The sequence below is a fragment of the Embleya sp. NPDC059237 genome (genome assembly GCF_042754105.1).
GTDB lineage: Bacteria > Actinomycetota > Actinomycetes > Streptomycetales > Streptomycetaceae > Embleya.
In genome coordinates, this window is the sequence record NZ_JBHZAE010000006.1 from 378,101 (window position 1) to 401,057 (window position 22,957).

At 71.4% G+C, this 22,957-nt stretch carries 24 protein-coding genes and 1 pseudogene; 14 read left to right on the forward strand and 11 right to left on the reverse strand.

Going from position 1 to position 22,957, the window contains the following annotated elements; genetic code table 11:
* Positions 1-495: a hypothetical protein gene (locus ACFXKZ_RS21250; protein WP_380002456.1), complete on the forward strand. Its 495-nt coding sequence runs from the start codon at positions 1-3 to the stop codon at positions 493-495.
* An 8-nt stretch (positions 496-503) separates the two neighbouring features.
* Here the strand turns inward: ACFXKZ_RS21250 and ACFXKZ_RS21255 are convergent, their stop codons facing one another.
* Positions 504-1,730: an adenosylmethionine--8-amino-7-oxononanoate transaminase gene (locus ACFXKZ_RS21255; protein WP_380002664.1), complete on the reverse strand. Its 1,227-nt coding sequence runs from the start codon at positions 1,728-1,730 to the stop codon at positions 504-506.
* Between the two features lie 128 nt (positions 1,731-1,858).
* Positions 1,859-2,920, reverse strand: a complete 1,062-nt coding sequence (gene bioB, locus ACFXKZ_RS21260; protein WP_380002457.1) for a biotin synthase BioB — start codon at positions 2,918-2,920, stop codon at positions 1,859-1,861.
* A 265-nt stretch (positions 2,921-3,185) separates the two neighbouring features.
* Here bioB and ACFXKZ_RS21265 point away from each other — a divergent pair, with 265 nt between their 5' ends.
* The 3 genes from ACFXKZ_RS21265 (at position 3,186) to ACFXKZ_RS21275 (ending at position 4,903) form a co-directional block, all read left to right on the forward strand.
* Positions 3,186-3,620 carry an SSI family serine proteinase inhibitor gene (locus ACFXKZ_RS21265; RefSeq protein ID WP_380002458.1) on the forward strand — a complete coding sequence of 145 codons (435 nt, stop codon included), beginning with the start codon at positions 3,186-3,188 and terminating at the stop codon, positions 3,618-3,620.
* A 69-nt stretch (positions 3,621-3,689) separates the two neighbouring features.
* The gene (locus tag ACFXKZ_RS21270; RefSeq protein ID WP_380002459.1) at positions 3,690-4,430 is read left to right on the forward strand and encodes a hypothetical protein; all 741 of its coding nucleotides are present in this window, start codon (positions 3,690-3,692) and stop codon (positions 4,428-4,430) included.
* A 20-nt stretch (positions 4,431-4,450) separates the two neighbouring features.
* The gene (locus tag ACFXKZ_RS21275; RefSeq protein WP_380002460.1) at positions 4,451-4,903 is read left to right on the forward strand and encodes an iron chaperone; all 453 of its coding nucleotides are present in this window, start codon (positions 4,451-4,453) and stop codon (positions 4,901-4,903) included.
* A gap of 130 nt (positions 4,904-5,033) precedes the next feature.
* Here ACFXKZ_RS21275 and ACFXKZ_RS21280 read toward each other — a convergent pair whose 3' ends face one another.
* The gene (locus ACFXKZ_RS21280) at positions 5,034-6,719 is read right to left on the reverse strand and encodes a purple acid phosphatase family protein (protein ID WP_380002461.1); all 1,686 of its coding nucleotides are present in this window, start codon (positions 6,717-6,719) and stop codon (positions 5,034-5,036) included.
* Positions 6,716-8,803, reverse strand: coding sequence for a hypothetical protein (locus ACFXKZ_RS21285; RefSeq protein ID WP_380002462.1), 2,088 nt, complete (start codon positions 8,801-8,803; stop codon positions 6,716-6,718). The genes ACFXKZ_RS21280 and ACFXKZ_RS21285 overlap by 4 nt, the downstream gene beginning before the upstream one ends.
* Before the next feature lie 322 nt (positions 8,804-9,125).
* Here ACFXKZ_RS21285 and ACFXKZ_RS21290 point away from each other — a divergent pair, with 322 nt between their 5' ends.
* Positions 9,126-10,184, forward strand: a complete 1,059-nt coding sequence (locus ACFXKZ_RS21290) for an NAD(P)-dependent oxidoreductase (RefSeq protein WP_380002463.1) — start codon at positions 9,126-9,128, stop codon at positions 10,182-10,184.
* Positions 10,185-10,640: 456 nt separating this feature from the next.
* Here ACFXKZ_RS21290 and ACFXKZ_RS21295 read toward each other — a convergent pair.
* Positions 10,641-10,811 (reverse strand): annotated as a pseudogene (locus ACFXKZ_RS21295) (TetR family transcriptional regulator); the annotation flags it as partial.
* A gap of 113 nt (positions 10,812-10,924) precedes the next feature.
* On the opposite strand from ACFXKZ_RS21295, the gene ACFXKZ_RS21300 reads away from it, so the two are divergent.
* A complete protein-coding gene (locus tag ACFXKZ_RS21300; RefSeq protein WP_380002464.1) occupies positions 10,925-11,782 on the forward strand; it encodes an alpha/beta fold hydrolase in 858 nt (285 codons plus the stop codon).
* A gap of 124 nt (positions 11,783-11,906) precedes the next feature.
* Here the strand turns inward: ACFXKZ_RS21300 and ACFXKZ_RS21305 are convergent, their stop codons facing one another.
* Positions 11,907-12,611, reverse strand: a complete 705-nt coding sequence (locus ACFXKZ_RS21305) for a hypothetical protein (RefSeq protein WP_380002465.1) — start codon at positions 12,609-12,611, stop codon at positions 11,907-11,909.
* A 130-nt stretch (positions 12,612-12,741) separates the two neighbouring features.
* Between ACFXKZ_RS21305 and ACFXKZ_RS21310 the strand changes: the two genes are divergently transcribed.
* Positions 12,742-13,842: a cation diffusion facilitator family transporter gene (locus tag ACFXKZ_RS21310; RefSeq protein WP_380002467.1), complete on the forward strand. Its 1,101-nt coding sequence runs from the start codon at positions 12,742-12,744 to the stop codon at positions 13,840-13,842.
* Positions 13,843-13,863: 21 nt separating this feature from the next.
* On the opposite strand, the gene ACFXKZ_RS21315 is transcribed toward ACFXKZ_RS21310, so the two are convergent.
* Positions 13,864-15,432 carry an MFS transporter gene (locus ACFXKZ_RS21315; protein WP_380002468.1) on the reverse strand — a complete coding sequence of 523 codons (1,569 nt, stop codon included), beginning with the start codon at positions 15,430-15,432 and terminating at the stop codon, positions 13,864-13,866.
* 295 nt (positions 15,433-15,727) lie between these two features.
* Here ACFXKZ_RS21315 and ACFXKZ_RS21320 point away from each other — a divergent pair, with 295 nt between their 5' ends.
* Positions 15,728-16,105 carry a hypothetical protein gene (locus ACFXKZ_RS21320; protein WP_380002469.1) on the forward strand — a complete coding sequence of 126 codons (378 nt, stop codon included), beginning with the start codon at positions 15,728-15,730 and terminating at the stop codon, positions 16,103-16,105.
* A 76-nt stretch (positions 16,106-16,181) separates the two neighbouring features.
* Here the strand turns inward: ACFXKZ_RS21320 and ACFXKZ_RS21325 are convergent, their stop codons facing one another.
* Positions 16,182-16,712, reverse strand: coding sequence for a bacterioferritin (locus ACFXKZ_RS21325; protein WP_380002470.1), 531 nt, complete (start codon positions 16,710-16,712; stop codon positions 16,182-16,184).
* Between the two features lie 394 nt (positions 16,713-17,106).
* Between ACFXKZ_RS21325 and ACFXKZ_RS21330 the strand changes: the two genes are divergently transcribed.
* From ACFXKZ_RS21330 to ACFXKZ_RS21340, 3 genes are all read left to right on the forward strand, one after another.
* The gene (locus ACFXKZ_RS21330; protein WP_380002471.1) at positions 17,107-17,784 is read left to right on the forward strand and encodes an endonuclease; all 678 of its coding nucleotides are present in this window, start codon (positions 17,107-17,109) and stop codon (positions 17,782-17,784) included.
* Between the two features lie 163 nt (positions 17,785-17,947).
* The gene (locus tag ACFXKZ_RS21335) at positions 17,948-18,112 is read left to right on the forward strand and encodes a hypothetical protein (RefSeq protein ID WP_380002472.1); all 165 of its coding nucleotides are present in this window, start codon (positions 17,948-17,950) and stop codon (positions 18,110-18,112) included.
* Between the two features lie 50 nt (positions 18,113-18,162).
* A complete protein-coding gene (locus tag ACFXKZ_RS21340) occupies positions 18,163-18,288 on the forward strand; it encodes a hypothetical protein (protein WP_380002473.1) in 126 nt (41 codons plus the stop codon).
* A gap of 9 nt (positions 18,289-18,297) precedes the next feature.
* Here the strand turns inward: ACFXKZ_RS21340 and ACFXKZ_RS21345 are convergent, their stop codons facing one another.
* A complete protein-coding gene (locus ACFXKZ_RS21345) occupies positions 18,298-18,894 on the reverse strand; it encodes a helix-turn-helix domain-containing protein (protein ID WP_380002474.1) in 597 nt (198 codons plus the stop codon).
* 91 nt (positions 18,895-18,985) lie between these two features.
* Between ACFXKZ_RS21345 and ACFXKZ_RS21350 the strand changes: the two genes are divergently transcribed.
* Together ACFXKZ_RS21350 and ACFXKZ_RS21355 are read left to right on the forward strand one after the other, a co-directional pair.
* The gene (locus tag ACFXKZ_RS21350; protein WP_380002475.1) at positions 18,986-19,717 is read left to right on the forward strand and encodes an SAM-dependent methyltransferase; all 732 of its coding nucleotides are present in this window, start codon (positions 18,986-18,988) and stop codon (positions 19,715-19,717) included.
* 63 nt (positions 19,718-19,780) lie between these two features.
* Complete coding sequence (locus ACFXKZ_RS21355; protein WP_380002476.1) at positions 19,781-20,266, forward strand: DinB family protein; 486 nt, start codon at positions 19,781-19,783, stop codon at positions 20,264-20,266.
* A 22-nt stretch (positions 20,267-20,288) separates the two neighbouring features.
* Here the strand turns inward: ACFXKZ_RS21355 and ACFXKZ_RS21360 are convergent, their stop codons facing one another.
* Positions 20,289-21,041, reverse strand: coding sequence for a TetR/AcrR family transcriptional regulator (locus tag ACFXKZ_RS21360; RefSeq protein ID WP_380002477.1), 753 nt, complete (start codon positions 21,039-21,041; stop codon positions 20,289-20,291).
* Positions 21,042-21,405: 364 nt separating this feature from the next.
* Here ACFXKZ_RS21360 and ACFXKZ_RS21365 point away from each other — a divergent pair, with 364 nt between their 5' ends.
* Positions 21,406-21,864 (forward strand): hypothetical protein, encoded by a 459-nt coding sequence (locus ACFXKZ_RS21365; RefSeq protein WP_380002478.1) that lies wholly within the window; start codon positions 21,406-21,408, stop codon positions 21,862-21,864.
* A gap of 60 nt (positions 21,865-21,924) precedes the next feature.
* Here ACFXKZ_RS21365 and ACFXKZ_RS21370 read toward each other — a convergent pair whose 3' ends face one another.
* Positions 21,925-22,896: an alpha/beta hydrolase family protein gene (locus ACFXKZ_RS21370; protein ID WP_380002479.1), complete on the reverse strand. Its 972-nt coding sequence runs from the start codon at positions 22,894-22,896 to the stop codon at positions 21,925-21,927.
* Positions 22,897-22,957 lie beyond the last annotated feature (61 nt).

Here is a 22,957-nt window from a genome sequence, read left to right on the forward strand (position 1 = left end):
ATGCGCGACCACTCGCATTCCTTCCTCGTGGCACGACAACTCGTCCTGATCCTCGGCCCGTTCGTGATCCTCGTGATCGCCCTGCGGGTCCACTACCTGCGCCGGTGGGGCGTGCGCACGACCGGCGCCGCCGTATCCACCTTCCGCGAGCGCCGCACCCGGCGCAGCAGCGACCCCGACCGCATCCGCGACGACGTCTACTTCGTGGACATGACCGTCGTCGAATACACCGCCCACAACGGCATTCCGTACCGCTGCACGGTCGAGGGCCGCCACCGCCCGGGCTCACCGGTCGCCCTGGTCTACCCGCCGCGCAGCCCGCACCGCGCCAAGGCCGCGTCGGCGGCCTCCTACGGCCGCGTGGTCGTCGCGATCCTGACCTACACGATCCTGGTGGTCGGCCTCTCCTACATGGCACACCAAGTCGACAACCAGGTCGACGACTTCTGCGCACCCCTCACCCCGGAAGCCCGCACCTTCCACGACTGCCCGTAGACCGGCGATCAGGTTCCGGTCGCCGCCGCGGCCGCTCGGGCCGCGGTGGTGATCGTGGCCAGGTCCTCGTCGGTGGTGATGTACGGCGGCATCGTGTAGATCAGGTTGCGGAACGGCCGTAGCCAGACTCCGTGTTCCGTGGCCGCCCCGGTTGCGGTCGGCAGGTCGATCTCGTGGTCGAGTTCGATCACGCCGATCGCACCGAGGACACGAACGTCGCGCACGCCGGGGATGGTTCGGGCCGGGGCCAGGCCCGCGGTAAGGGCGGTCTGGATCCGGGCGATGTTCGTCCCCCGGTCCGGGTCGAGGAGCAGATCCAGGGAGGCGTTGGCGACCGCCGCGGCCAGGGGGTTGGCCATGAAGGTGGGGCCGTGGGCGAGTACGGGCGATTCGCCGGTGCCGATCCCGGCCGCCACCTCCTCCGTGCACAACGTCGCGGCCATGCTCAGGTATCCGCCGGTCAGGGCCTTGCCGAGGCACATGACATCGGGGCTGACCCCGGCATGGTCGGCGGCGAACAGTTCGCCGGTGCGGCCGAAGCCGGTGGCGATCTCGTCGAACACCAGCAACACGTCGTGGGTGGTGCACAGTTCGCGCAGCGCCCGCAGGTAGCGCGGGGAGTGGAAGCGCATCCCGCCGGCGTTCTGCACGATCGGCTCGACGATCACGGCCGCGACCTCGTCCCGGTGGCGGGTCAGCAGCGCGTCCAGGTGGTCCACATAGGCGGGGTCGAAGTCGCGCGGCGGGGCGTCGGCGAAGACCTGTTCGGCCAGGGCGCCCTGCCACATGTGGTGCATCCCGCCCTCGGGGTCGCACACCGACATCGGATGCCACGTGTCGCCGTGATAGCCGCCGCGCCAGGTCAGCAGGCGCCGTTTGCCGCCGCGACCCCGGGCCCGCCAGTACTGGAGGCACATCTTCATCGCGACCTCGACGGAGATGGAGCCGGAGTCGGCGAGGAAGACGTGCCGCAGCGGTCCCGGGGTGATCTTCACCAGGGTGTGGGCGAGGCGGATCGCCGGTTCGTGGGTGAGGCCGCCGAACATCACGTGGCTCATCCGCCCCACCTGGTCGTGGATCGCCGCGTCGAGCACGGGATGGCGATAGCCGTGCACGGCCGCCCACCACGAGGACATGCCGTCGATCAACTCCTCGACGTCCCCGATCGGTTCGGCCAGGCGCAGCCGTACTCCCTCGGCCGACTCGATCAGGAGCGGCCGCGTCGTGCCGGGCATCGCGGCGTACGGGTGCCACACGTGTTCCCGGTCCAGGTCGAGCAGTTCGCCGGGTGTGCGGTCCCGGCGCCCGGTACGCGCTCGGCCCGGCCGGTCGTCGAGCGGCGCCGGGGGGCGCCTCGCGGCCGTCACGTGTTGGCCGGCAGGTCGCTGCCCGCGCCGCGTCGCCGGATCGCGACCAGGTCGTGCCGGGCGTCGGGCAGGGTCTGCTCGTCGACGCCCTCGATCACGAAGCCCGCGTCGGCGAGCATCTGCCGGTCGTCCGCGCCCGGTTGGCCCTCGCTGGTCAGGTAGTCGCCCAGGAACATCGAGTTGGCCAGGTGCAGCGCGAGCGGCTGGAGGCTGCGCAGGTGGATCTCCCGGCCGCCCGCGAGGCGGACCTCGACGTCGGGGAAGAAGAATCGAAACAGTGCCAGAATGCGCAGGCAACGCTCCGGCGTCAGCTCCCAGTTGTCCGCGAGCGGGGTGCCCTCGAACGGGATGAGGAAGTTGACCGGCACCGAATCGGGATCCAACTCCCGCAGCGCGAAGGCCAGATCGACGATGTCCTCGTCCGACTCGCCCATCCCGAAGATCGCCCCGGAGCACGGCGACAGGCCCGCGGCGCCGGCGCGACGGAGGGTGTCGGTACGGTCGGTGAAGGTGTGCGTCGAGCAGATGTCGGCGTAGCGCGCCTCGCTCGTGTTGAGGTTGTGGCTGTACGCGTGCGCCCCGGCGGCGGCCAATCGCTCGGCCTGGCCGTCGGAGAGCAACCCGAGGCAGACACAGATCTCCACCTCGGGGCTGCCCTCCTTGACCGCGGCGATCGTGTCCTCGATCCGGGTGATGTCGCGTGCACCCGGGCCGCGTCCGCTCGCCACCAGGCAGATCCGCTTGGCGCCGGCCCGCACCGCCCGATCGGCGGTCCGCGCGGCCTCCTCGGGCGAGATCCACGAATACTTCAGGATCTCCGCCGACGACCCGAGCCGCTGCGAGCAATAGGAGCAATCCTCCGGGCACAGCCCGCTCTTCATATTGATGATCGTATTCAGCTTCACCCGCCGACCGAAGAAGTGCCGCCGCACGCGTCCGGCAGCCGCCACGATGTCCAGCGTCTCCTCCGCCCCCGTCAACACGGCCAACGCCTCGTCACGAGTGGGTGCTTCGCGCCGCAGCGCCTTGCCTACGAGCCCATCGAGCAATGTCGTCATGCCTCGCAGTCTCACCGAGTGTGATCACCCGCAACAATGAAGCAACCCCACAACATCGACCCCCCGAACTCTGTCCCCGTCCACCCCGCCACCCCCCACCCGACCTGGAAACATGAATCGATCGGGCGAGCCATGGAAAGCGCGCGCCGGGGGTGGCGCGTGACCCGCGTGGGGGTGCGGGCGTTAGGGGTGACGGGGCCTTGCGCGCGGGTGCGTGGGGGCGTCCCCGGCCTGTACGCATGTGCACACGCATCGGGAGTCTTCAGTGGTGCTTCGTCGTCTCGTCGTGTCCGCCCTGGTTCTTGTCGCAGGGCCGTACCTGGCGCCCGCCGCCGTGGCCGACTCGGCGCCCGTCGTGACCGGCGCCTCCGGGACGGGGGATCGGTTGACCATCACCGTGACGGACACTCCCGGCGGGGCCGGGGTGTACACGCTGGAGTGCCACCCCGCCGCCGGCGGTCACCCCGCGCCCCGGCAGGCTTGCGAAAGGTTGGACTCCGTGACGATGTGGGGCAGGGAGCCGTTCGCGCCCGTGCCGAACGGGGCGATGTGCACGATGATCCACGGCGGACCCGCCACCGCGCACATCACCGGCGTGTGGGCCGGCCGCCCCGTGGACGCCGCGTTCGACCGGACCGACGGGTGTGAGATCGCCCGGTGGGACGACCTCGTCCCGGTCCTGCCGCGGGTGGGCGGCTGAGGCCCACACCGCTTTTTCCCATCGGCGGCCCCCGGCGGGGCGCCTCCGCACGGTCGTTACGCTGCGCTCATGCCGCCGGAACGACGCATGCCACCCTCGATCGACGACGAGGTGTGCGGCTATTGCCCCTCCCGCCTGTTCGCCCCGGGAGCGTTCGACGTGGCGCCGCGCCCGGACCGGGCCTGGCCGTGGATCCGGGGCGAGGGACGCCGGGTGGACGCGTGCACCGGGGTGGGCGTGTGCGTGCACCCGCACAAGGTCCGCCTTCCCGTGGGCCGTTGGGGCAGCGAGGGGCGTATGCCGGACCTGTCCGCGTGGGACCTGGCGGCGGAGGCGGAGATGACCGAAGGGGACGGGGTGGCAGGCGCACCCGACGGCCCCGCGCACGACGTGCCGCCGACCCTGCTCCGGACCGCCCCTCCCGAGCCTGCCCTGCCCGAGCCCGCCGCGCCTCGGGAGCGTCGTCGCTGGTGGCAGCGTGCCCTGGGTCGGCCGGCGGGCCGTTCCGGGCGCCGGGCTCCGAGCGGTCCGGGCGCGCCGGCGGCGGCCGGCCCGAGCCTGCCGGACGTACCGGAGGATGCCGGGCGGCTGGCGGAATGGATGTGCGAGGTCGTGTCCGGCGCCGCGCCCGACACCCTGGCCGACGTCCTCGACGCGGCCGAACGCGTGGCCGCCGCCGTCCACGAGCCGACCGTGGTCGTGGCGGCGCTGCGCCGCGCGATGGGGTCGGCGACGAGCGATTCGCGCGTCACCGTTGACCCGGTATCGGGGAGCCGGGATAAGGTCCCGTCCAAGATCACGAAATCATGATCAACACGGGGAGATCCGCCATGGGCAACACCGAAGACGGCAGGCACGAGGGCTTCTCGGCCGACGAACGCGCCGCGATGAAGGACCACGCCAAGGAGTTGAAGGCGGCGTCGCGGCGTACGTCGAAGGCCGAGAAGGCGGCCGAGGCGGAGCGGGATCTGCTCGCGAAGATCGCCGAGATGCAGGACGCCGACCGGGTCCTGGCCGAGCGTGTGCACGCCATCGTCACCGCCAACGCGCCGACCCTGGAGCCGAAGCTCTGGTACGGCATGCCGTCGTACGCGATCGACGGCAAGGTCGTCTGCTTCTTCCAGAGCGCGGAGAAGTTCAAGGCCCGCTACGCGACGCTCGGGTTCAGCGACCTGGCCAAGCTCGACGACGGCCCGATGTGGGCGGCCGGTTTCGCCCTGACCGAGGTGACGCCCGAGGTCGAGGCACGAATCGCGGAACTCGTCAGGCGAGCGGTGGGCTGAGCCCCGGCCCGGGGGACGCGCCGGCCCGACCCACGCACGTACATCGGCGGCCGTCCGGCGTTCGACCGGAGGCATCGGGGCAATCCCCGGGCCTGCGGCGAACGCGGCCGACCGCCGATGTAGCACAAGCTCAGTCCCCGGGTCCGCGACCGCCCGTGCCCGCGACCGGGATCGGCGTACCCGCCTCCCGGACCAGCGTGACCGTGTCGATCTGCGCGCCCGTGGCACCGAGCGTGCGGATCGTCATCGTGGTCTCCCGCCCGGCGGCGGCCGGCCGCACGTCGACGGCGATGAAGGCATTGCCGCGAAACCGCACCCGCGACCACTCGACGGTCTCGTCGAGCTTGCCGGCCTTCGTGTAGTAGCCGCCCTTCACAGCGTCGGTGACATCGGCCGGGCCGCCCGCGTACGTCTCCGGCGCGGAGAACTCGTAGCCGCTCTTCCCGCCGCTGCCGACGGTCAGGTAGGTGGTGCCGTCGGTGGCCGGTCGGATCCGGTCGCCGATGTCGGCCCGCCGGGTGCGTACGCCGCCGCGCATCGGATCGGCCCGCTCGTAGACGTGGTTGTGCCCATTGATCACGAGGTCGACCTGGTAGCGGTCGAACAGCGGGATCCACTCCTCCCGGATCGCGCCGTCGGAGACGTGGTCGGTCGCCGTGCAGTAGGCGCAGTGGTGGAAGAAGGCCACCACGAAGTCGATCCCGGGCGTACGCCGCACCTGGGCAAGATGGCCGGCCAGCCACGCCGTCTGCGCGCCGGAGGTGTAGCCCCGGTTGTGCGGGATCTCGTGCGAGACATCGTTGGCGTCGAGACTGACCACCGCCACGTTGCCGTAGCGGAAGCCGTACGTGGCATGGGAGTTGCGCGGCCCGTTGCCCGGCAGGTGCCAGCGGGCCAGGTGGCCGCCGTAGCCGTCCGGCGAATACAGGGCCTCCATGTCGTGGTTCCCCATCGCGACCATCCAGGGCACCGACGCGGCGACGGGGTCGATCATCCGCAGGTATTCGTCCCACATCTCGGGTTGGAGCTTGTCCGCGCCGTCCGCACTGTGGTGACTGGACGGCAGCCCCGCGCCCGAAGCGGCGTAGGCGATGTCGCCCGCGAGCAGGTGGAACGCCGGGTTCTGACGGAGCATCAGAGTCTGGTTGGCGGCGCCGCCGAACTCCACGCCCTCGTCGCCGAACGCGGTGAAGGTGAAGGGTTCCGGTACACCGTCGACCGCCGGCGCGGTGCGGAACGAGCCGACGGTGGCGGCGACGGAGGCGGCGTCCAGCCCTGCGTGGCCGAGCGCGTAGTAGTAGCGCGTGCCCGGGTCGAGGCCGTCCAGTGCGGCGTGCAGGTGGTACTGGTCGTAGTCGAAGTAGGCCGAGGCGGGGTTGTCGGCGTATTCGATCAGGTGCGAGTGCAGGTGCCGGATCTCGGCGGGCACCACCTGGTCCAGTTGCTTCGGGGACGTGCCCAGGCGCAGGTACGGCCGGCGCACCGGTTGCGGCACCTGCCAGCTCATCGCCGCCTGGGCGCGCGGGTCGGCGCCGAACGCGAGATGCCGGGCGGCGGGCTTGAGCGCGTTCCCGTCGACGTAGTCCGTGCCCGAGAGCAGCGACGGCGCGCGGCGCGGGCCGGCCGACGAGGAGGTGCCGAAGAGCGGAACGGCCGCGCCGCCGAGGCCGATCGCGGTGAGGACGCCGCGACGCGAGACGGTGCGGCGCCGGGCGAGCAGGTACTCGTGTTGCTCGGCGATGCTCATCGTGGCGGCGAGCCGGTCGGGCACGCCGGAACGGGGCAGGTGGGGGTTGCGGTCGGGGGCAGGGGTCATCGGGCGCTCCTGGAACGTGCGGCGAACAGCAGGACGAGGCCGGCGCCGAGCGCGGCGGTGCCGAGGAGGACGGGGAGGACGATGTCGGCGCCGGTACGGGAGAGGCTGCCGTCGGTGCCGGTCGCGGTCTCGGGGACGGTGTGGGAGCCGCCGGAGCCGCCGCTGTTCGAGCCCGGGGTGGTGGTGCCGCCGGACCCGGTGGGAGTCGAGGTGCCGGTCGGCCCACCGGAGGGCTCCCCGGTAGGCGGCGCACTCGTCGGCGGCACCGTCGTAGGCGGCGCACTCGTGGGCGGCACCGTGGTCGGCGGAACGCTCGTAGGCGGCGTGGTAGGCCGCTCCCGATCCAGCGCCCAGCACCCGCCGACCGGCCTGAGCGCGACCTGCCTCGCGCTCTCCCCACCGCGGTGGTCGGCGCCCAGCGCCACCAGGCTCCACCCGTTCGGCACGATCGCCGCGACCTGCCCGGGCCGGGTGCCCACCACGTGCGCGGCCGGCCCCGCCGGCCACGGCTGCCCCCAGATCGGCCCGGCGCCGGTGGCCACCTCGTGCCGCGCACCACTCTCGTCGGCGAAGGTGAACACCGCCGAGGCGATCACCGGTGCCCGTACCCCGCCGTCGCCCAGCGCCGCCGTGAACACCGCCCGGTCCGCCGGGACCCGCCACTGCGCCGCCGTCACGCACGACTCGGGCAGGTCGCCCGCCTTGACCGCAGGACCCGCCCACGAGGCGTGTCGGACCGGCCCCTCGTCGGTGGGACTCGGCGGCGCGCCCGTCGCGGTCGTGGTGGGAGCGGAACTGCCGCCGCCCGGGCGCGGGAAGCTCCCGGCGCTGCCCTCCCCGTGGTCGCCGACCACGAGCACCCCCTTGACCGGCGTCGCCCCCGCCGGCACGGCGAAGGCGAGCGAGGCACCGTCGGCCGCCACCCGCAGCGCGTCGCCGGTGATCCGCTCGGGCGAACCGTCCACGTACACGCCGACCCCGCCCGCGTCCAGACCGCTGCCGGTCACCGTGACCGTGTCCCCCGGCCCGGCTCCGGGCGGACCGAACCCGCTCACGGTGGTCGTCGGCACCGCCGGGCGCCGAAACACCGCGGCCGGGTCGCCCGCGGTCACCTCGGCGATCCGGGTGTCCACGTACCGCTCGTTGCCGTCGATGCGCAGTTGCAGCGTGTCCCGCGCATCGATCCCGACCCGCCACCGCATGTCGATGGTGACGCCCAGCCCGGCCCGCGCGGAGTCGGCCGTGGTGGAGGCGAGATCGGCGACCATCACGGTCCAGGTGGCGTCCAGGAAGCCGGTGCCGTCGCCGAGCATGGCCCGATACATCGCCGGATCGCCCTTGTACAGGCTCTTCATGGCCAGGCCGTCGTCGTCCGTACGGAAGTGCAGCGTACGGCTGAGCAACCCGCCGGGAATGCGTCCACCGGGCAGGTCCACCCGCTCCTCACGCGCCGACCCGGGGAAGAACGTGAGGCCGGTGACCTCGGTCACCGCACGCGGAGCGTCGCCGGGGCCGGCGTCGACCCGGCCGGCGTCGGCCGCGGCGCTCGGAGCATCCGCCTCCGAGTGCACCTTGTCGATGCGCACCAGCGACGTCACGCCGACCACTTGGTCCAGTTCGCGGAACTGGTTGAGCGGGTGGTCGAATCCGGTCACGTCCGACGTGGCCTTCAGGCTCTGCGCGGTGCGCGAGACGTTCAGCGCCGCAGACGTGATGGCGGCCGTACGCTTGCCCAACGGCGTACCGGCGGGCACCGATCGATCCGCCGAGGCGGTACCGTCCGCGCCGGCCGCGGGCACGGTCAGCCAGTCGGCCGCCCGCGAACGGGTGTCGCCGAAACTCTCGTCGGGCCCGGAGGCCAGTTCGGCGTAGCTGCCGGACCGGGTGACCAACCCCGGTGTCATGGCGCGTTGTTCGCCGGTCAGGTAGTCGGCCCGCGCATCGCGCACCGGCGGTGACTCCGCGGCCGAGGACATCATGGGAAAGAGCAGAACCAGGAGACCCAGCACGATCAGACCGACCGCGACCCGTCGCGGCCGAAGAGCGCCGATCATGAGCGGGGGACGACTACGCGTTGTACCCATGGGGAGGTGATGACCCGTCACTCACCCCGACACCGGCGGCCACCCGCGGTGAGACCATGGGGAGCGTGCATGGGATCGGGAAGCCGAAAGGACCGAAGTCGACGCCTTCCGATCGCGGCACGTCGACAACGATCGTGAGTATGCAGGGCGGCCCGGTCACAAACCCGACGAAACCAAAACCTTCGACGGGAATTACCCCACGGTTCCGCCGACATGGCTCCGAGATTCACCAACCTCCCCGAGTCTTCGCCCTCCACCACCCGCACCACTACGCGGCGTAGCAACGGCCGGCGGTAGGGTCCCCTCGGGGAAGGGTGATCACATGGAACCACCGCGAGTCCTGGTGTTGGACGCCGCTCCCGGCGAGCTGCTCGGACGGGAACTGGAACGCCTGCTCGACCACGGGCTGAGCATCACGCTGAACCTGCGCCGAGTGGCCGACCCGGCGCGGACGCGAACCGCCTGGGCCGGGCGCATGCGGTTCACCGATTTCGACGCGTTCGACGAGGCGGCCCTGATCGCCGAGACCGTCAGGGACGGGATCGGCCATCAGGCGATCAAGTCCCGCGCAGGTGTCCCGCTGCGCGCCACGTTCCTCGCGGCGGCGACCGACGCGGCCCTGACCCACCGCCTGCGGGTGATCGGCCGCGCCGGAGCCGGCACCGACCACATCGACCTCACCGCCGCCGCCCGTCACGGCGTCACCGTCACCCACACCCCGGGCTCCAACGCGAACGCCGTCGCCGAATTCGCCCTCGCCCAACTGCTCGCCCTCACCCGAAACCTCCCGGCCCACAACGAGGCCGCACACCAGGGCCGTTGGACCACACCACCGGCCCCCGTAGCGGAACTGTCGGACCTGACCCTGGGAATCGTCGGTCTGGGCCGCATCGGCCAGGCATTGGCAATACGAGCCGGCGCGTTGGGCATGCGAGTCCAGTCCTACACCCGACGCCCGACCGAATCCCCCATGCCGACCACCGATTCCCTGCACACCCTCTTGGCGACCAGCGACGTGGTCTCCCTGCATCTTCCGCTCACCGACCGGACCCGGGGACTGATCGGCCGAACCGAACTCGCGTCCACGCGACCGGGATCGATCCTCCTCAACACCGCCAGAGGCGGCATCGTCGACGAACAGGCCCTGGCCGACGCGCTCGTCACCCCGACACACCCCCTCGCGGCAGCAGCCGTAGACACCTTCGAACACGAACACGCCCGCTTCGCCTCACCCCTCTCCGGCCTCCCCAACGCCCTGCTCACCCCCCACATCGCCGGCATGACCGGATCCGCCATGGCCACGGCGGCGCTCCGATGCGCGGACCACATCGCCGCCCTCCTCACCGGCCGCCCCGACGGCGTCCCCGTGGCCACCGCGTGAACCCGTGACCGATCGACCGGGCCCCCGGCCGGACAGGGTCATCCGCAGGACCTCGATCCACCAGTCGAGGGTGTGCTCCCGCGCGCTCGCGTCGAGGCCGACGCTGCGCCGGAAGTCGTCGCCGAACAGGGGCTCCATCGCGACGGCCTGGTGCAGGCCGGCCATCGTCAGCCGGATCGCCTCGCGGGTCGGCGGCGTGCGGCCGTCGGCCGCGCACTGCTCCCGAGCCTGGGCGTACAGGCGGTCCACCACCTCGTCGAGCAGCCCGCTGCCGGTGTCCCGCCGCCCGGAACGATGCAGCGCGAGCGCCAGTTCGGCGTAGCCGTCGGCGTACAGCGCGGCCAGCGCGCGCACCAACTCGGCAGGATCGGTCGGGCCCTCGCCCCACGCGTCCAGAACGGCGCGCAACTCGGTCTTGAGCTTGGCCCCGCCGAAGCGCAACAGCGACTCCAGGAGTCGATCGCGCGTGCCGAAGTGGTGGTTGACCGCGGCATCCGTCACGCCGATCTCGGCGGCGACCGCCCGCACCTGCACGGCGGCCGGGCCACCCGCGGTCAGCAGCCTGCTCGCCGCCTCCAGGATCATCCGCCGGGCGTCATCGGGATTGCGTCGTACTCGGGTGGCCATGGCCGCAGCCTACCTTGACCCATCAAGGTAATCCGCTTACCTTGAGCACTCAAGGTAAGCGGAAAGCGGGAAGGACGGAGACGCCCGTGCCCGGACGATCCACGATTTTGGCGATGACCGAGTTGGCGACGGCCCTGGGCGTGCAGTTCCATGATCCGACGCCGCCCCGCGAGTTCCACCACTCCCGTGCGGGCTGCCGGCTGCACGGATTCGACTGGGGCGGCGCCGGAACTCCCGTGGTCCTGCTGCACGGTGGCGGATTGACCGCCCGCACCTGGGATTTCGTCTGCCTCGGCCTGCGCGGCGCCGTCCGGCCGATCGCACCGGATCTGCGTGGCCACGGCGACAGCGGCTGGTCCGACGACTACCGCATCGACACCATGGCGGCCGACGTCGTCGCCACGGCCAACCATCTCGGCCTCGATCGATTCGCACTGGTCGGCATGTCACTCGGCGGCGTGGTCGCGGCCCACGTCGCCGACGCGCGGCCCGATCGGGTGGAACGCCTGGCACTCGTCGACGTCGCACCGGGCGTGAACTTCGAAAGCACCCGGCGGGTACGGTCGTTCGTGGCCGGACTGGGCCCCGTACCGGACCTGGACACCGTGGTCGAAGCCGCGATGCGGGTCAATCCGCGCGCCGACCGCCCGAGCGTCGCCTACCGCATGAACACGCTGTTCCGCCGTGCACCCGACGGCAATTGGGTACCGAAGGGCGATCCGCGCCCGCCGGACTTTCCCGCCATCCTCGCCGCCATGGATCGAATGGTAGTTCGGCTGACCGGAGTTCCGGTCCTGCTCGTGCGCGGCGGACGCAGCAGGGTACTCCCCCAGAGCACCGCCGAACACCTGGTCGAGCGCATCCCGGACGGGCGACTGACGGTCGTCCCGAATGCCGGACACAACGTCCAAGAGGACAACCCGGCCGCATTGGTCACCGCACTGCGCACGTTTTTGACCCAGCCCTCATGATCCTCGCGGGACTCACCTGGCTTCTGGTGTCCGCCGAGGACAAGGAACGAGTCAAGTGCCACGCGGGGACCAACGAGCAGGGTGTGCGCACGGAGTGCATCGTCGTGGTCGGGTAGCGCTGCGCCTACCGGTCGTCGGCCGTATCCGGCTTCGACGAATTGCGCGAACGAGCACTCCTCGCCCGAGCCGCGGCACCGCTCGCGGAAGCGGAACCCGAACGCGAGGCCGAACCGGACCCGGAACCCGACCCCGAGCCGGAACCGGCCTTGCCCCTCGAAGTGGAGCCCCCGCTCCCGCCTTTCAGCTCCTCGGCATCCCGGGCAGCCTCGCCCTTGAGTTCCTTGGCGTCCTGAACGGCCCGGCCCTTCAACCCCTTCGCATCCTCGGCAGCCTCGCCCGTGAGCCCCTTCGCATCCCGCGCGGCCTCGCCCGCGAGCCCCTTCGCGTCGCGAACGGCTTTGCCCGTGAGCTCCTTCGCGTCCCGAGCGACCTCGTCCGCGAACTCCTTCGCGTCCTGCCCCGCCCCGTCGGCCCGGCCGCGAACGCGGTCGACCACCTCGTGCCCCCGCGCCGCCAGCCCCTGGTAGGTCTCGCGGGCGTCCTTGGCCACCGCGTCGAACTTCTCGCCGAGCCGTTCCCGGACGTCGGCGGCGGAGTCGGCGACGCGTTCCCGGACGGGCTTGCGGTGGGCCGGCTTCTCGCTCCGCAACTCGGCGATCCTCGCGGGCACTTCGCGGATCTTCGCGACCGCGAGGTCACCCGCTCCGACGAACGCGTACAACGGGGTGGTATCGGTGAGAGTCTTCCTGATGTCCGTGTCGTTCGCCATGACCTTCTCGCCTCCCGGATCGAGGGGTACTCATCCTCGATCCACTGCCCTTCCCTGCCCTGCCGCCGCCATGCGCGTCCAGGACACATCCGGGACATCTTTCACACCCGCCCACCCGACTCCCGCTCGCATGCCGCCCCGGCAAGGGGGTAGCAGCCCCGGCGTGGCAGACGAGCACACGAACCCAGCATCGCCCCCGCCCGCCGGCACCGCAGGTGACATCGACGACGACGCCGGAACCCGGTTGACCGTATGGGTCGCACTCGCCGCCAACGTCGTCATCGCGATCGCCAAGGCCACCGTCGGCGTACTCGCCGGAGCACCCGCGCTGTTGTCCGAGGCCGCACACTCGGTCGCCGACACCCTCAACGAGGCGTTCCTGCTCGCCTCCCTGTCCCGCAGTCGCCGCGCACCGGACGCCGAGCACCCCTTCGGCTACGGCAAGGACCGCTACTTCTGGTCCCTCCTCGCCGCCGTCGGGATCTTCGTGACCGGCGGCTGCTTCTCCGTCTTCCAGGGCTTCGAGGCGCTGCGCGAACACGGCGAGCCGAAAACCGGCGCCTACGTCGCGGGTCTGGCCGTACTGGGCCTTGCCCTGCTCGCCGAGGGCGGATCGCTCCTGCGCGCCGTCGTGCAACTGCGCGGCCAGGCACGCGCGGCCGGCGTGTCCGTACTGCGCCACGCCCGCCAGACGCCCGACCCGACGCTGCGCACGGTCCTGGCCGAGGACGGCAGCGCGGTACTCGGCGTCCTGCTCGCGGCGGCCGGCCTCGGGCTGCACATGGCCACCGGCAACGCCGTCTGGGAGGCGGCGGCGTCCTGGGCGATCGGCCTGCTGCTGGTGTTCGTCGCGTACCGCCTCGGCCGGGCCGCCCGGGACCAACTGATCGGCGAGGCGGTCGACGTCGAGCTGCAACAGCGAATCCTGGCTCGACTCGCCGAACAACCCGAGATCGACGTGGTCACCCAGGTGCTGACCATGCGCATGGGCCGCCACTCCACCCTCCTCGCCGCCCGCATCGACCTCGTCGACGGCCTCGACAGCACCGAGGTCGAGGACATGTCCGAACGCCTCAAGCACACGATCCGCGAGTCCTGGCCCACGGTCGACCAGATCTTCCTCGACATCACCCGCGCCGGAACCGCCGACCGCCAAGCCGCCCACCGCCACCACCAGTCCCTACACCGAGCCGCCCCCGACACCACCGACCCCCCGACCGCGAACGGCTAGCGTCGCGCCCGAGCCGGGCCCCTACCCGCGCTCGTCCGCCGACGTCAGCGGCGGGGCGATGTCCTCCAGTGAGCGGCGCTCCGCGTTCACCGCGAGGAATCCGGCCACCACGCCCGCCGCGACCATCAGGCCCGCGCCGATGCAGAACGCCAGTACGGTGTCGCCCACATCACCGGACTTGGTGAGGTCGGAGAAGACCAGCGGACCGGCGATCCCGCCCGCCGCCGTGCCGACCGCGTAGAACAGCGCGATGGCGGAGGCACGCGCCTCCATCGGGAAAATCTCCGAGACGGTCAGATACGCACTGCTCGCACCGGTCGAGGCGAGGAACAGCACCACGCACCAACAGGCGGTGAGCGTCGAGGCGTTCAGGTGCCCGGCGCCGAACAGCCAGGCCGTGCCGAAGAGCGCGAGGCCACTGCCGACGTACGTCGACGTGATCATCACCCGCCGACCGAGCGAGTCGAACAGGGGCCCGAGCAGCAGCGGCCCGAGCAGGTTGCCGACCGCGATGACCGCGAAGTAGTACCCGGTCCGTCCACTCGGCACGTCGTAGAACGTCTCCAGAATGGACGCGAAGCCGAAGGTGATGGCGTTGTAGAGGAACGCCTGCCCGATGAAGAGCGACAACCCCAGCACCGAACGCCGCGGGTAGTCCCGCACCACCGCCCGGGCGATCGTGCCGAGCCCGGCGGACTTGCTTTCGTCGATGGTCACTTCGCCCTCCGGCGCGGGCAACTCGCGGCGCTCCCCGGTGCCGTGCGTACCCTCCGCGACCAACTTCTCCTCGACCCCCGCGACCAGCCGCTCGGCTTCCTCACCGCGACCGTGCAGGTACAACCACCGCGGGGATTCGGGGACATGCCGGCGCACCAGCAAAATCACCAACCCCAGCACCACACCCAACGCGAAGGTCAACCGCCAGCCGATATCGGCCGGGAACAGCCCGGTGTTCAACATCGGCACGGACAACAACGCCCCACCGGCCGCCCCGGCCCAGTAGGTACCGTTCACCGCCAGGTCCACGCGGCCCCGGTAGCGGGCCGGCATCAACTCGTCGATCGCGGAGTTGATCGCCGCGTACTCCCCGCCGATGCCCAGTCCGGTGACGAACCGGAACAGGAAGAACATCCACGCCTCGACCGACAGCGCGGTCAGCGCGGTGCCCGCCAGGTAGACGGCGAGGGTGACCATGAACAACTTCCGGCGCCCGAACCGGTCGGTGAGCCACGCGAAGAACAGGGCCCCGGTACAGGCTCCCGCGACGTACAACGCCGCGCCCGGGCCGGTCACCTGCGCCGCGGTGATGTCGAGGCCGCTGTCGGGTTCGGACAACCTGCCCGCGACGTTGCCGACCACGGTGACCTCGAGGCCGTCGAGGATCCACACCGTGCCGAGACCGATCAGAATGCGCCAGTGCCAGGTCGACCACGGCAATCGATCCAGACGTGCCGGCACATCCGTGGTGAACGTCGTGGACTTCCTCGCTCGGGTACTCGGTCTCGATGCGTCGGACACGGTGCATCCCCTCCTGATCGGGCTGGGTTCGGGGTGGGTTCGGGCAGCGCCGAACGACTCCGACAGGGCCATGAGGCCCGGGAGTTCGCATGTCGTCGGAATCCGTCCTCGCCGGCGAACCGGCGGCTACCCCGAATTCCCCTCCCGACACGATCGATTCGATCGGGAGAGTGACCCGGAAGGCAGCGGGTAGACGCGCCATGGAGCTGCCCTCCCCCGGCCGCGGGCCGACAAGTCGGCCGGGGGAAGGGCAGTCGGACCCGGGATCACGCGCCGGAGACCGTCACCTCACCGATCCACGAAGTCGCCCCGCCGTCCCGGCGAACACCCGTACGAGCACGGGAAGAACAACGGGAAGGTACCCAATATGATCGCCATCGGATTCCTCCTCGCGGCGGCGACCGCCGCGTTCGTGGGCCTGCTGATCGGCTACAACACATCCGGCGGCCCCGAATACACGGTTCGCCTCTTCCACCGCGACCTCGTCACACTCGACACCCTGGACGCGTTCCTCGCCGGCCTCGCCCTCGCCTTGATCTTCTGCGCCGGGCTCGCACTGATGGGGGACGGCGCCCGGACGCGTCGGCTCGCCCACGACGTGCGCAGCCTGGACCGGGGCCTGCACGCCCGAGCCGCCCGTCCCGCCGGCACCGAGGAGTGGCAGGCCGACGGGGTCGCCCACCCGCACCGTGCCGACACCTCGCAACCCCCCGGGCCACCGCCGCGCAATCCCTACTACGGCTGACCCGGCAGCACGGCCGACCGACGCGCGGGACCGGGGCGCAACCGCCGCCCCGGTCCCGCGCGTTCCCGACGTACGCTCAGGAACTCTTCTCCAGGAACCCCAGCATGTCGTCGGCGTGCTCCTCCTCGACCGAAAGAATGTCCTCGATCACCCGCCGCGTGGTCGGATCCCCGTCGCCGAGCCAGCCGATGATCTCCGTGTACGCCTGGATCGCGATGCGCTCGGCGACCAGGTTCTCCCGAATCATCTCGGTCAGATCCGACGACGTCTCGTACTGCGAATGAGCGCGCCCGGCGGCCGTGGACGGGTCGAAGTCCGGTACTCCACCGAGCTGGGTGATCCGCGCGGCGAGCTTGTCCGCATGCTCCTGCTCCTCGTTCGAGTGGACCAGGAACTCCTCCGCGACCGTCTCCCCGTGCACACCCTTCGCCGCGAAGTGGTGTTGGCGATAGCGCAGCACGCACACGATCTCGGTGGCCAGGGCGGTATTGAGCACCTCCACCACCCGCTCCAGGTCCGCCCCGTACGCGGCGGTCACCGGGCCCTTGTCCATCTGCTGCCGAGCCTTGGCCCGCAGGGTCTCCACGTCACTCAGGAATTCCGACATCGTTCCTCATCTCGCTCGCTCGATTCCACGCCGTTACCCCGGGCTCTTCCGCGCAATCGCACGAAATCCGCGCCCGGATCCGTGGGGGCGACCCCCGGACATCGAACGGTGCCCGTCCGGCTGCCCCGGTTCGGCCGATCAATGCACGGGTCGCCGGCACATCCGAGCGACAGACCATTGGAAAGGATGAACTCCGCTACCAGCAGCGCCCGTTGGTCCAACACGCCACTTCGCACCCCATTCCCGTGCCCCTTCCGATGGCGCCCTCACCCATGCGGCCGACCGCACCGGGCGGCAGCACTCGCCACCCCCGCCGCACAAGGTTGTGATCGGACCATCCGGGTACCCGCCCCCGCCAGGAGAGACCGACCGCATCCTCGCTCGGAGGGCACCCGTGACCGACAAGCCGCAGTCCCGTGCGCGACACCGTGCCACCGTCCGGACCCTGCTCGCCGAAGCCGGCACGACCTACGCCGAGGAAGCCGACGTGCGGCTCGCGGACAAGCCCGCGCCGCTGTGGCGACTGCTGGTCCTGAGCAATCTCGGCGCCACCCGGATCAAGGCCGCGATCGCCGTCGCCGCCGCCCGCGAACTCTTCGCGGCCGGCGGCGGCACACCCACCGGTCTGGCCGAACTCACCTGGCAACAACGCGTCGACGCGCTCGGCCGCGCCCACTACGTCCGCTACGACGAGGGCACCGCGACCCGGCTGGGCGACTGCGCCGACCTGATCCACCGCCGCTACGCCGGGGACCTGCGCCGGCTCGCCCGCGACGCCGACGAACGGCCCGAACGGGTCCGGGAACTGCTCTGCGAATTCCCCGGCATCGGGCCGACCGGCGCGGGGATGTTCTGCCGGGAGGCGCAGGCCGTCTGGCCGTTCCTGCGCCCGACCCTGGACGATCGGGCCCTGCACGGCGCCGCCCGGCTCGACCTGCCCACCACCGCGCAGGCCCTCGCCGCCCTGGTGGCCGCCGACGACCTGGCCCGACTCGCCGCCGCACTGGTCCGCGTCGACCTGGACAAGCACCTGGCCGACCGCATCACCACCGCGACTCCACCACCCGAGTGAACACGCGCACCCACGCGCTCACCCACACGGACGTGTCATCGACCACGACCCGGGTAGCCGCCCGACAGGAATACACACAGGAAGTCACGCCGGAACCGCAGGAAGCGAGACGACAACCATGGGCACCCGCCACGAATCCCGCGCTGGAACCAAGGCCCGCATCGTGACCCCGACCCCCGACGCCGTCAAGGACCGCGCGGCCGATCACGGCGCCACCTCCGGGCGTCGCGCCAAGCGAGGCGCACCCGCGCTCGGCGCGGCGGCGGCCGGAGTCGCCCTCCTGCTCTGGAAGCGCACCAGGACCAGGTCCCGGCGACCCGGCAACTAGTCCGAGCCCGCACGCAACCGTCGTACGCAGGCACACCGAAGGAGGCCGGAATGTCGACGGAATCGGTGCTGCGCCTGCGCATCGCGGCGATCGTGCTGATCGCCGTCGTCATCCTGCTGGTCGTGCTGACCACCCGATGGCTGGCCAGACGCCGCCACGGCCACCGCAGGCACTGACGCTCCGACCTAGGTCCGCGCCCGAGGCGCGCCCCGGCCGCCGTGTACGTGCGCCCGCGTGCCCTGCAGGTCGAACAGGACCAGAAGCTCCACCGCCCCGCCGTCCGCGCTGCCCAGCCAATGCGGCAGCGAGGTGTCGAACTCGACCGCGTTGTCCGCCTGCACCGTGACGTCCCGCTCGCCGACCACCAGGCGCAACGTGCCGCCGAGCACGTACAGCCACTCGAACCCCTCGTGGGTCTGCAACGTCGGTTCGAGCGGTTCCGGCCGCGCCGGAATGATCATCTTGAACGCCTGTGTACCGCCCGGCCGTCGGGACAGCGGCACGAACGTCATCCCGAACCGCCGGATCGGCTTCAGGTGGATACGCGGATCGCCGGCGCGCGGGGCACCCACCAGATCGTCCAGTGGGACGTCGTAGGCATCCGACAGGAGCAGCAGCAGTTCGAGGGTTGCCCGGCGCCGACCGCTCTCCAGCCGGGACAGGGTGCTTTCGGACACCCCGGTGGTCGCGGAGAGATCGGCGAGGGTGATGCCACGCGCCTGCCGCAGCGTCCGCAGCCGCGGTCCGACCGCGTCGAGCACGTCTTCCAGTGCAGAGTCCATGGGACCAGCTTGCCGAAACGGCAAGGAAACGCGCCACCCGGTGGTACGTCGGCCGAGACTGGCCGCACCGACACCGAGGGGAAGGAACCCCATGGAGCACTCCGACGCCGCACCGCACCGGAACGACGCGCCACCACACCTCACCGAAGTGACACCACACCCCACCAACGCGGCACCGCATCCCACCGACGCGCACCCCTCCGGGGACGACGCCGCCCGCTACTGGGACTCGGTCTACGCCGGGCGTCCCGCGCCCACCGACCCTCGGCCGAACGCCCGCCTCGTCGAGACGGTCACCGCACTGCCCCCGGGCGACGCGCTGGACCTCGGATGTGGTGGCGGCGGCGACGCGCTGTGGCTCGCGGACCGCGGCTGGCGGGTCACCGCCCTCGACGTCTCGGCCGTGGCCACCTCCCGGCTCGCCCGGTTGGCCCGCGCCCGGGGCCTGGGCAATCGCATCACCGCCACGCCGCAGGACATCCGCGCCGCGCTGCCCGACCTGCGCTTCGACCTGGTCAACGCGCACTACTTCCACACCCCGTACGCACAGGACCGCACCGCCGTCCTGCGCTCCGCCGCCGACCTGCTGCGCCCGGGCGGACGACTGCTGGTCGTCGACCACGGTTCGACGGCGCCGTGGTCGTGGAACCAGGACCCGGACGTGCGGTATCCGACGCCCCGGGAGGTCGTGGCGCCGCTGCGCCTGTCCCCCACGCAGTGGTGGGTCGAACGCGCGGACATGCCGCACCGGATCGCAGTCGGCCCCGACGGCCGCACCGCCGAGGTGATCGACCACGTCCTGCTCGTCCGCCGCACCGCGTGACACCGCTCCCGCCGAACCAAGCCCTCCGCACCACGAGCCCCCACCACGCACCAGGAGAACCCCGTGCCCACCCGCCGCCGTGACACCCCGCCGCCCCGCACCGCGAACACCGAAGTCGACGTCCTGCGCGGATTCCTCGACTACCTGCGCACCTCGATCGCCGCGAAGGTCGACGGAGCCCCGGAACCCGCGGTGCGCACCGCGGCGGTGCCCTCGGGTACGAACCTGCTCGGCCTGCTCACCCATCTGACCGCCGTCGAGGGCGCGATGTTCCTCGGCGAGAAGGTCACCGACTGGCAGGCGACGTTCCGACCCGCCGCCGAGGACGGCGTGACCGACGTCGTCGCCCGCTACCGGGAGACCGTCGACCGCGCGAACACGATCCTCGACACCTGCACCGACCTCGGCGCCCCGCTCCCCCGGCCGGGCCGTCCCGGCTCGGCGCCGAGCGTGCGCTGGGCGCTCACCCACATGATCGAGGAAACCGGTCGCCACGCCGGCCACGCGGACATCCTCCGCGAACTCGTCGACGGCACCACCGGTCGCTGAACCCGCCGCCGGCCGGGCCCGGCTACGAGGCCGTCGGGGCCACCGGTCCGGGACCGTCCGGGACGAGGTTGTCGATGATCAAGCCGAGGGCGAAGTCGAACCGGTCGTGCCCCTCCCCCGAGGTCAGTTCGGCCGCATGCCGCCTGATCTGCGGAAACCGGTCGGCCGGTAGTGCCTCGAACCGGCCGACCAATTCGTCCCGACTGAGCACCCACGCGTAGTCCGGGTGCTTCTGCCGCTGCCCGAGCAGCGAGCGCTCCAGCGCGTAGGCGCAGACATAGAGGGAGAGGCTGTCGATCGCCCACGCGGCCGTCCGCGGTGCGACGCCCCCCGCGAGCAGGATCGCGAGCAGCCCCTCGTTCACCCGCAACGTCTCCAGGTTGGTCGGGACCATGGCGAGCGCGGCGCGCGAGATGCCCGGGTACATCAGGAACTGGTCGCGCAGCTGCCCGCACACGTCGTGGGTCTGGGCCCGCCAGGTCGCCGGGTCGGGCTCCGGCAGCACGATCCGGGAGCACAGGCGGCCGATGATCAGGTCGTCGATGTCGTCCTTGTTGACGATGTGCGCGTACAGCGAGGACGGTCCGGTGCCGAGCACGTGGGTGATCCTGCGCACGGTGAGCGAGTCGTATCCCTCGGTGGCGACCACGTGCAACGCGGCGTCGGTGATGCGTTCGAGGGTGATCGGCTCCCGGCGCGGGGGCGTCGGCGCGGGGTCGGCGGGCTGCGGTGCGTGGCGGGCGGCGCGGCCCCGCCTCGGCTGGTCGGAGGGCATGGGCACATCCTAGCTTGACGAGAACTAAGTTCGTTGCATAGAACTTAGTTCATGACAACTGAACTAAGTTCATCGGCGCCTCGCGGGCTGACCCTTCGCCGCTGCGCCGGGCCCGGCTGGTCCTGGCCGTCGCTCTGCTGAGCGCCTTCCCGGGAATCGGGGCCGATTTTCGGCCACGAGGCCCGCCGCACGACGGAAAGTCATCGCCGATCAACCAGATGTAACGCACATCACGTCCACGGTCACCGCTCGACGTCACTCGGTGGCTCAGGGTTGTGCGAGTATGTGTCATGTGAGATGTGAAATGTCACACCTCATCAGCGATGAACGTCCGTTCCGGGCGTCACAAAACGGAGGTATTCCCATGAAGAAGGTCATCATCACCGCGGCGGCGATAGGCGTGGCCGGTCTGAGCGTCCTCGCCACGGCGCCGGTCGCGTCCGCCGACGACACGCAGCCGACCACGCCGACGTCGGTCACCTGCGGCACCTACGGCCTGCAGTCGGGCCTGTCGACCAAGGTGTGCGCCGAGGTCACCGGTGAGAATGTCCAGCTCTTCGGCCAGGTCGGGCTCGCCGGTCCCCCGTCCCCGGGCGGCCCGTACCCCCAGCCGCTCCCGGTGACGCTGCGCCTGACCGGCAACGTGTCCGGCGTGTCCCTCGGCGCGGTCAGCCGCAATGACGTCTTCAACTTCACCACGATCAAGGTCTACGGCGTCGGCGGCGCGATCAAGTGCGGCTCGACCATCCACGGCAGCTTCGAGGTGGAGTCCTACCAGTGGCCCGCCCGCCCGGTGACCCTCGACCTGCCCGTGCCCTGCTGACCCCACATCACGCAACGGCGGCCCCCGGGAAGCGAGTTCCCGGGGGCCGCCGTCACACGCCTACTTGGATTCGACGCGACCCATGGGCTTCGGGGCGGACGCCAGCGCGTCGCACGCCGATTGCCAGGCCGATTGCCATGCGGGGTCGTCGGGGTGGAGTCGGGCGCGCAGGTAGGCCCCGGTGAGGTGTTGGACCGCGGTCACCCGCTCGGGGTTCTCGTCCGTGGTTTCGGCGACGTCGTAGCCGGAGATCCCGCCGAGTCCGTGCTCGGCGTCGAACAGGGTGAGCAGGGACTTGGGGCCCGGGGCGAGGAAGTACGGGTCGGTGTGCCATTCCGGACCGGCGACCGTCAGATGGGCGGAGGCGTCCTTGTCGCCGGCGACCACGAGGGTGGGCGTGGTCATCCGGGAGAAGTCCGGGGTCGCGAGGAAGGGGAAGTGCGCGGCCATGGGAGCCGTGAGGGCGTCGCCGCCTCGGCCGGGCGCGGCGAGCAGTACGCCCGCCTTGATCCGCGGGTCGGCCAGGTGCACCTCGCTCCCGTCGTCCGGGTCGGCGAGCCGGGCGCCCAGCAGCAGGCTCGCGGTGTGGCCGCCCATGGAGTGTCCGGCGACGGCGACCCGGCTCGGGTCCAAGCGCCCGGGGAGATGTGGCACGGCGGCCTCGATCACGTCGAGCGCGTCGAGGACGCGGGTCATGTCCTCGACGCGCGATCGCCAGTACATCGGCGCCCCGGGGGTGTCGGGGGCGAGCTTCAGCGTCGTCGAACTCAGGTGGGTGGGCTGGACGACCACGAAGCCGTGGCTCGCCCAGAAGTCCACGAGGGGCGCGTAACCGTCCAGCGAGGAGAGGTGGTTCGAGTGTCCCTGCCCGTGCGAGAGCAGGAGGATCGGCAACTCGCTCCCGGTCACGGGCGCGGTGACGCGCACCTGGAGGTCCACGGCGCGACCGGGCGCGGGGATCACCACCGGCCGGACGGACAGAACGGGGGTGGGCGGGCCGAGGAGGTCGCCGATTCGGGTCGATGTACTCATGGGTAAATCCCCTGAAGAGAAGCGGAGCGTCGTTCCGCTTAATATACGGAACGCGGTTCCG

Excerpts from the sequence above, each read along its gene's own strand:
- ACFXKZ_RS21250 (WP_380002456.1), top strand. The coding sequence starts at position 1 with ATGCGCGACCACTCGCATTCCTTCCTCGTGGCACGACAACTCGTCCTG.
- ACFXKZ_RS21255 (WP_380002664.1), bottom strand. The coding sequence starts at position 1,730 with ATGCCCGGCACGACGCGGCCGCTCCTGATCGAGTCGGCCGAGGGAGTA.
- bioB (WP_380002457.1), bottom strand. The coding sequence starts at position 2,920 with ATGACGACATTGCTCGATGGGCTCGTAGGCAAGGCGCTGCGGCGCGAA.
- ACFXKZ_RS21270 (WP_380002459.1), top strand. The coding sequence starts at position 3,690 with ATGCCGCCGGAACGACGCATGCCACCCTCGATCGACGACGAGGTGTGC.
- ACFXKZ_RS21275 (WP_380002460.1), top strand. The coding sequence starts at position 4,451 with ATGGGCAACACCGAAGACGGCAGGCACGAGGGCTTCTCGGCCGACGAA.
- ACFXKZ_RS21280 (WP_380002461.1), bottom strand. The coding sequence starts at position 6,719 with ATGACCCCTGCCCCCGACCGCAACCCCCACCTGCCCCGTTCCGGCGTG.
- ACFXKZ_RS21285 (WP_380002462.1), bottom strand. The coding sequence starts at position 8,803 with ATGGGTACAACGCGTAGTCGTCCCCCGCTCATGATCGGCGCTCTTCGG.
- ACFXKZ_RS21290 (WP_380002463.1), top strand. The coding sequence starts at position 9,126 with ATGGAACCACCGCGAGTCCTGGTGTTGGACGCCGCTCCCGGCGAGCTG.
- ACFXKZ_RS21300 (WP_380002464.1), top strand. The coding sequence starts at position 10,925 with ATGACCGAGTTGGCGACGGCCCTGGGCGTGCAGTTCCATGATCCGACG.
- ACFXKZ_RS21305 (WP_380002465.1), bottom strand. The coding sequence starts at position 12,611 with ATGGCGAACGACACGGACATCAGGAAGACTCTCACCGATACCACCCCG.
- ACFXKZ_RS21310 (WP_380002467.1), top strand. The coding sequence starts at position 12,742 with ATGCCGCCCCGGCAAGGGGGTAGCAGCCCCGGCGTGGCAGACGAGCAC.
- ACFXKZ_RS21315 (WP_380002468.1), bottom strand. The coding sequence starts at position 15,432 with ATGGCCCTGTCGGAGTCGTTCGGCGCTGCCCGAACCCACCCCGAACCC.
- ACFXKZ_RS21320 (WP_380002469.1), top strand. The coding sequence starts at position 15,728 with ATGATCGCCATCGGATTCCTCCTCGCGGCGGCGACCGCCGCGTTCGTG.
- ACFXKZ_RS21325 (WP_380002470.1), bottom strand. The coding sequence starts at position 16,712 with ATGTCGGAATTCCTGAGTGACGTGGAGACCCTGCGGGCCAAGGCTCGG.
- ACFXKZ_RS21340 (WP_380002473.1), top strand. The coding sequence starts at position 18,163 with ATGTCGACGGAATCGGTGCTGCGCCTGCGCATCGCGGCGATCGTGCTG.
- ACFXKZ_RS21345 (WP_380002474.1), bottom strand. The coding sequence starts at position 18,894 with ATGGACTCTGCACTGGAAGACGTGCTCGACGCGGTCGGACCGCGGCTG.
- ACFXKZ_RS21350 (WP_380002475.1), top strand. The coding sequence starts at position 18,986 with ATGGAGCACTCCGACGCCGCACCGCACCGGAACGACGCGCCACCACAC.
- ACFXKZ_RS21360 (WP_380002477.1), bottom strand. The coding sequence starts at position 21,041 with ATGCCCTCCGACCAGCCGAGGCGGGGCCGCGCCGCCCGCCACGCACCG.
- ACFXKZ_RS21365 (WP_380002478.1), top strand. The coding sequence starts at position 21,406 with ATGAAGAAGGTCATCATCACCGCGGCGGCGATAGGCGTGGCCGGTCTG.
- ACFXKZ_RS21370 (WP_380002479.1), bottom strand. The coding sequence starts at position 22,896 with ATGAGTACATCGACCCGAATCGGCGACCTCCTCGGCCCGCCCACCCCC.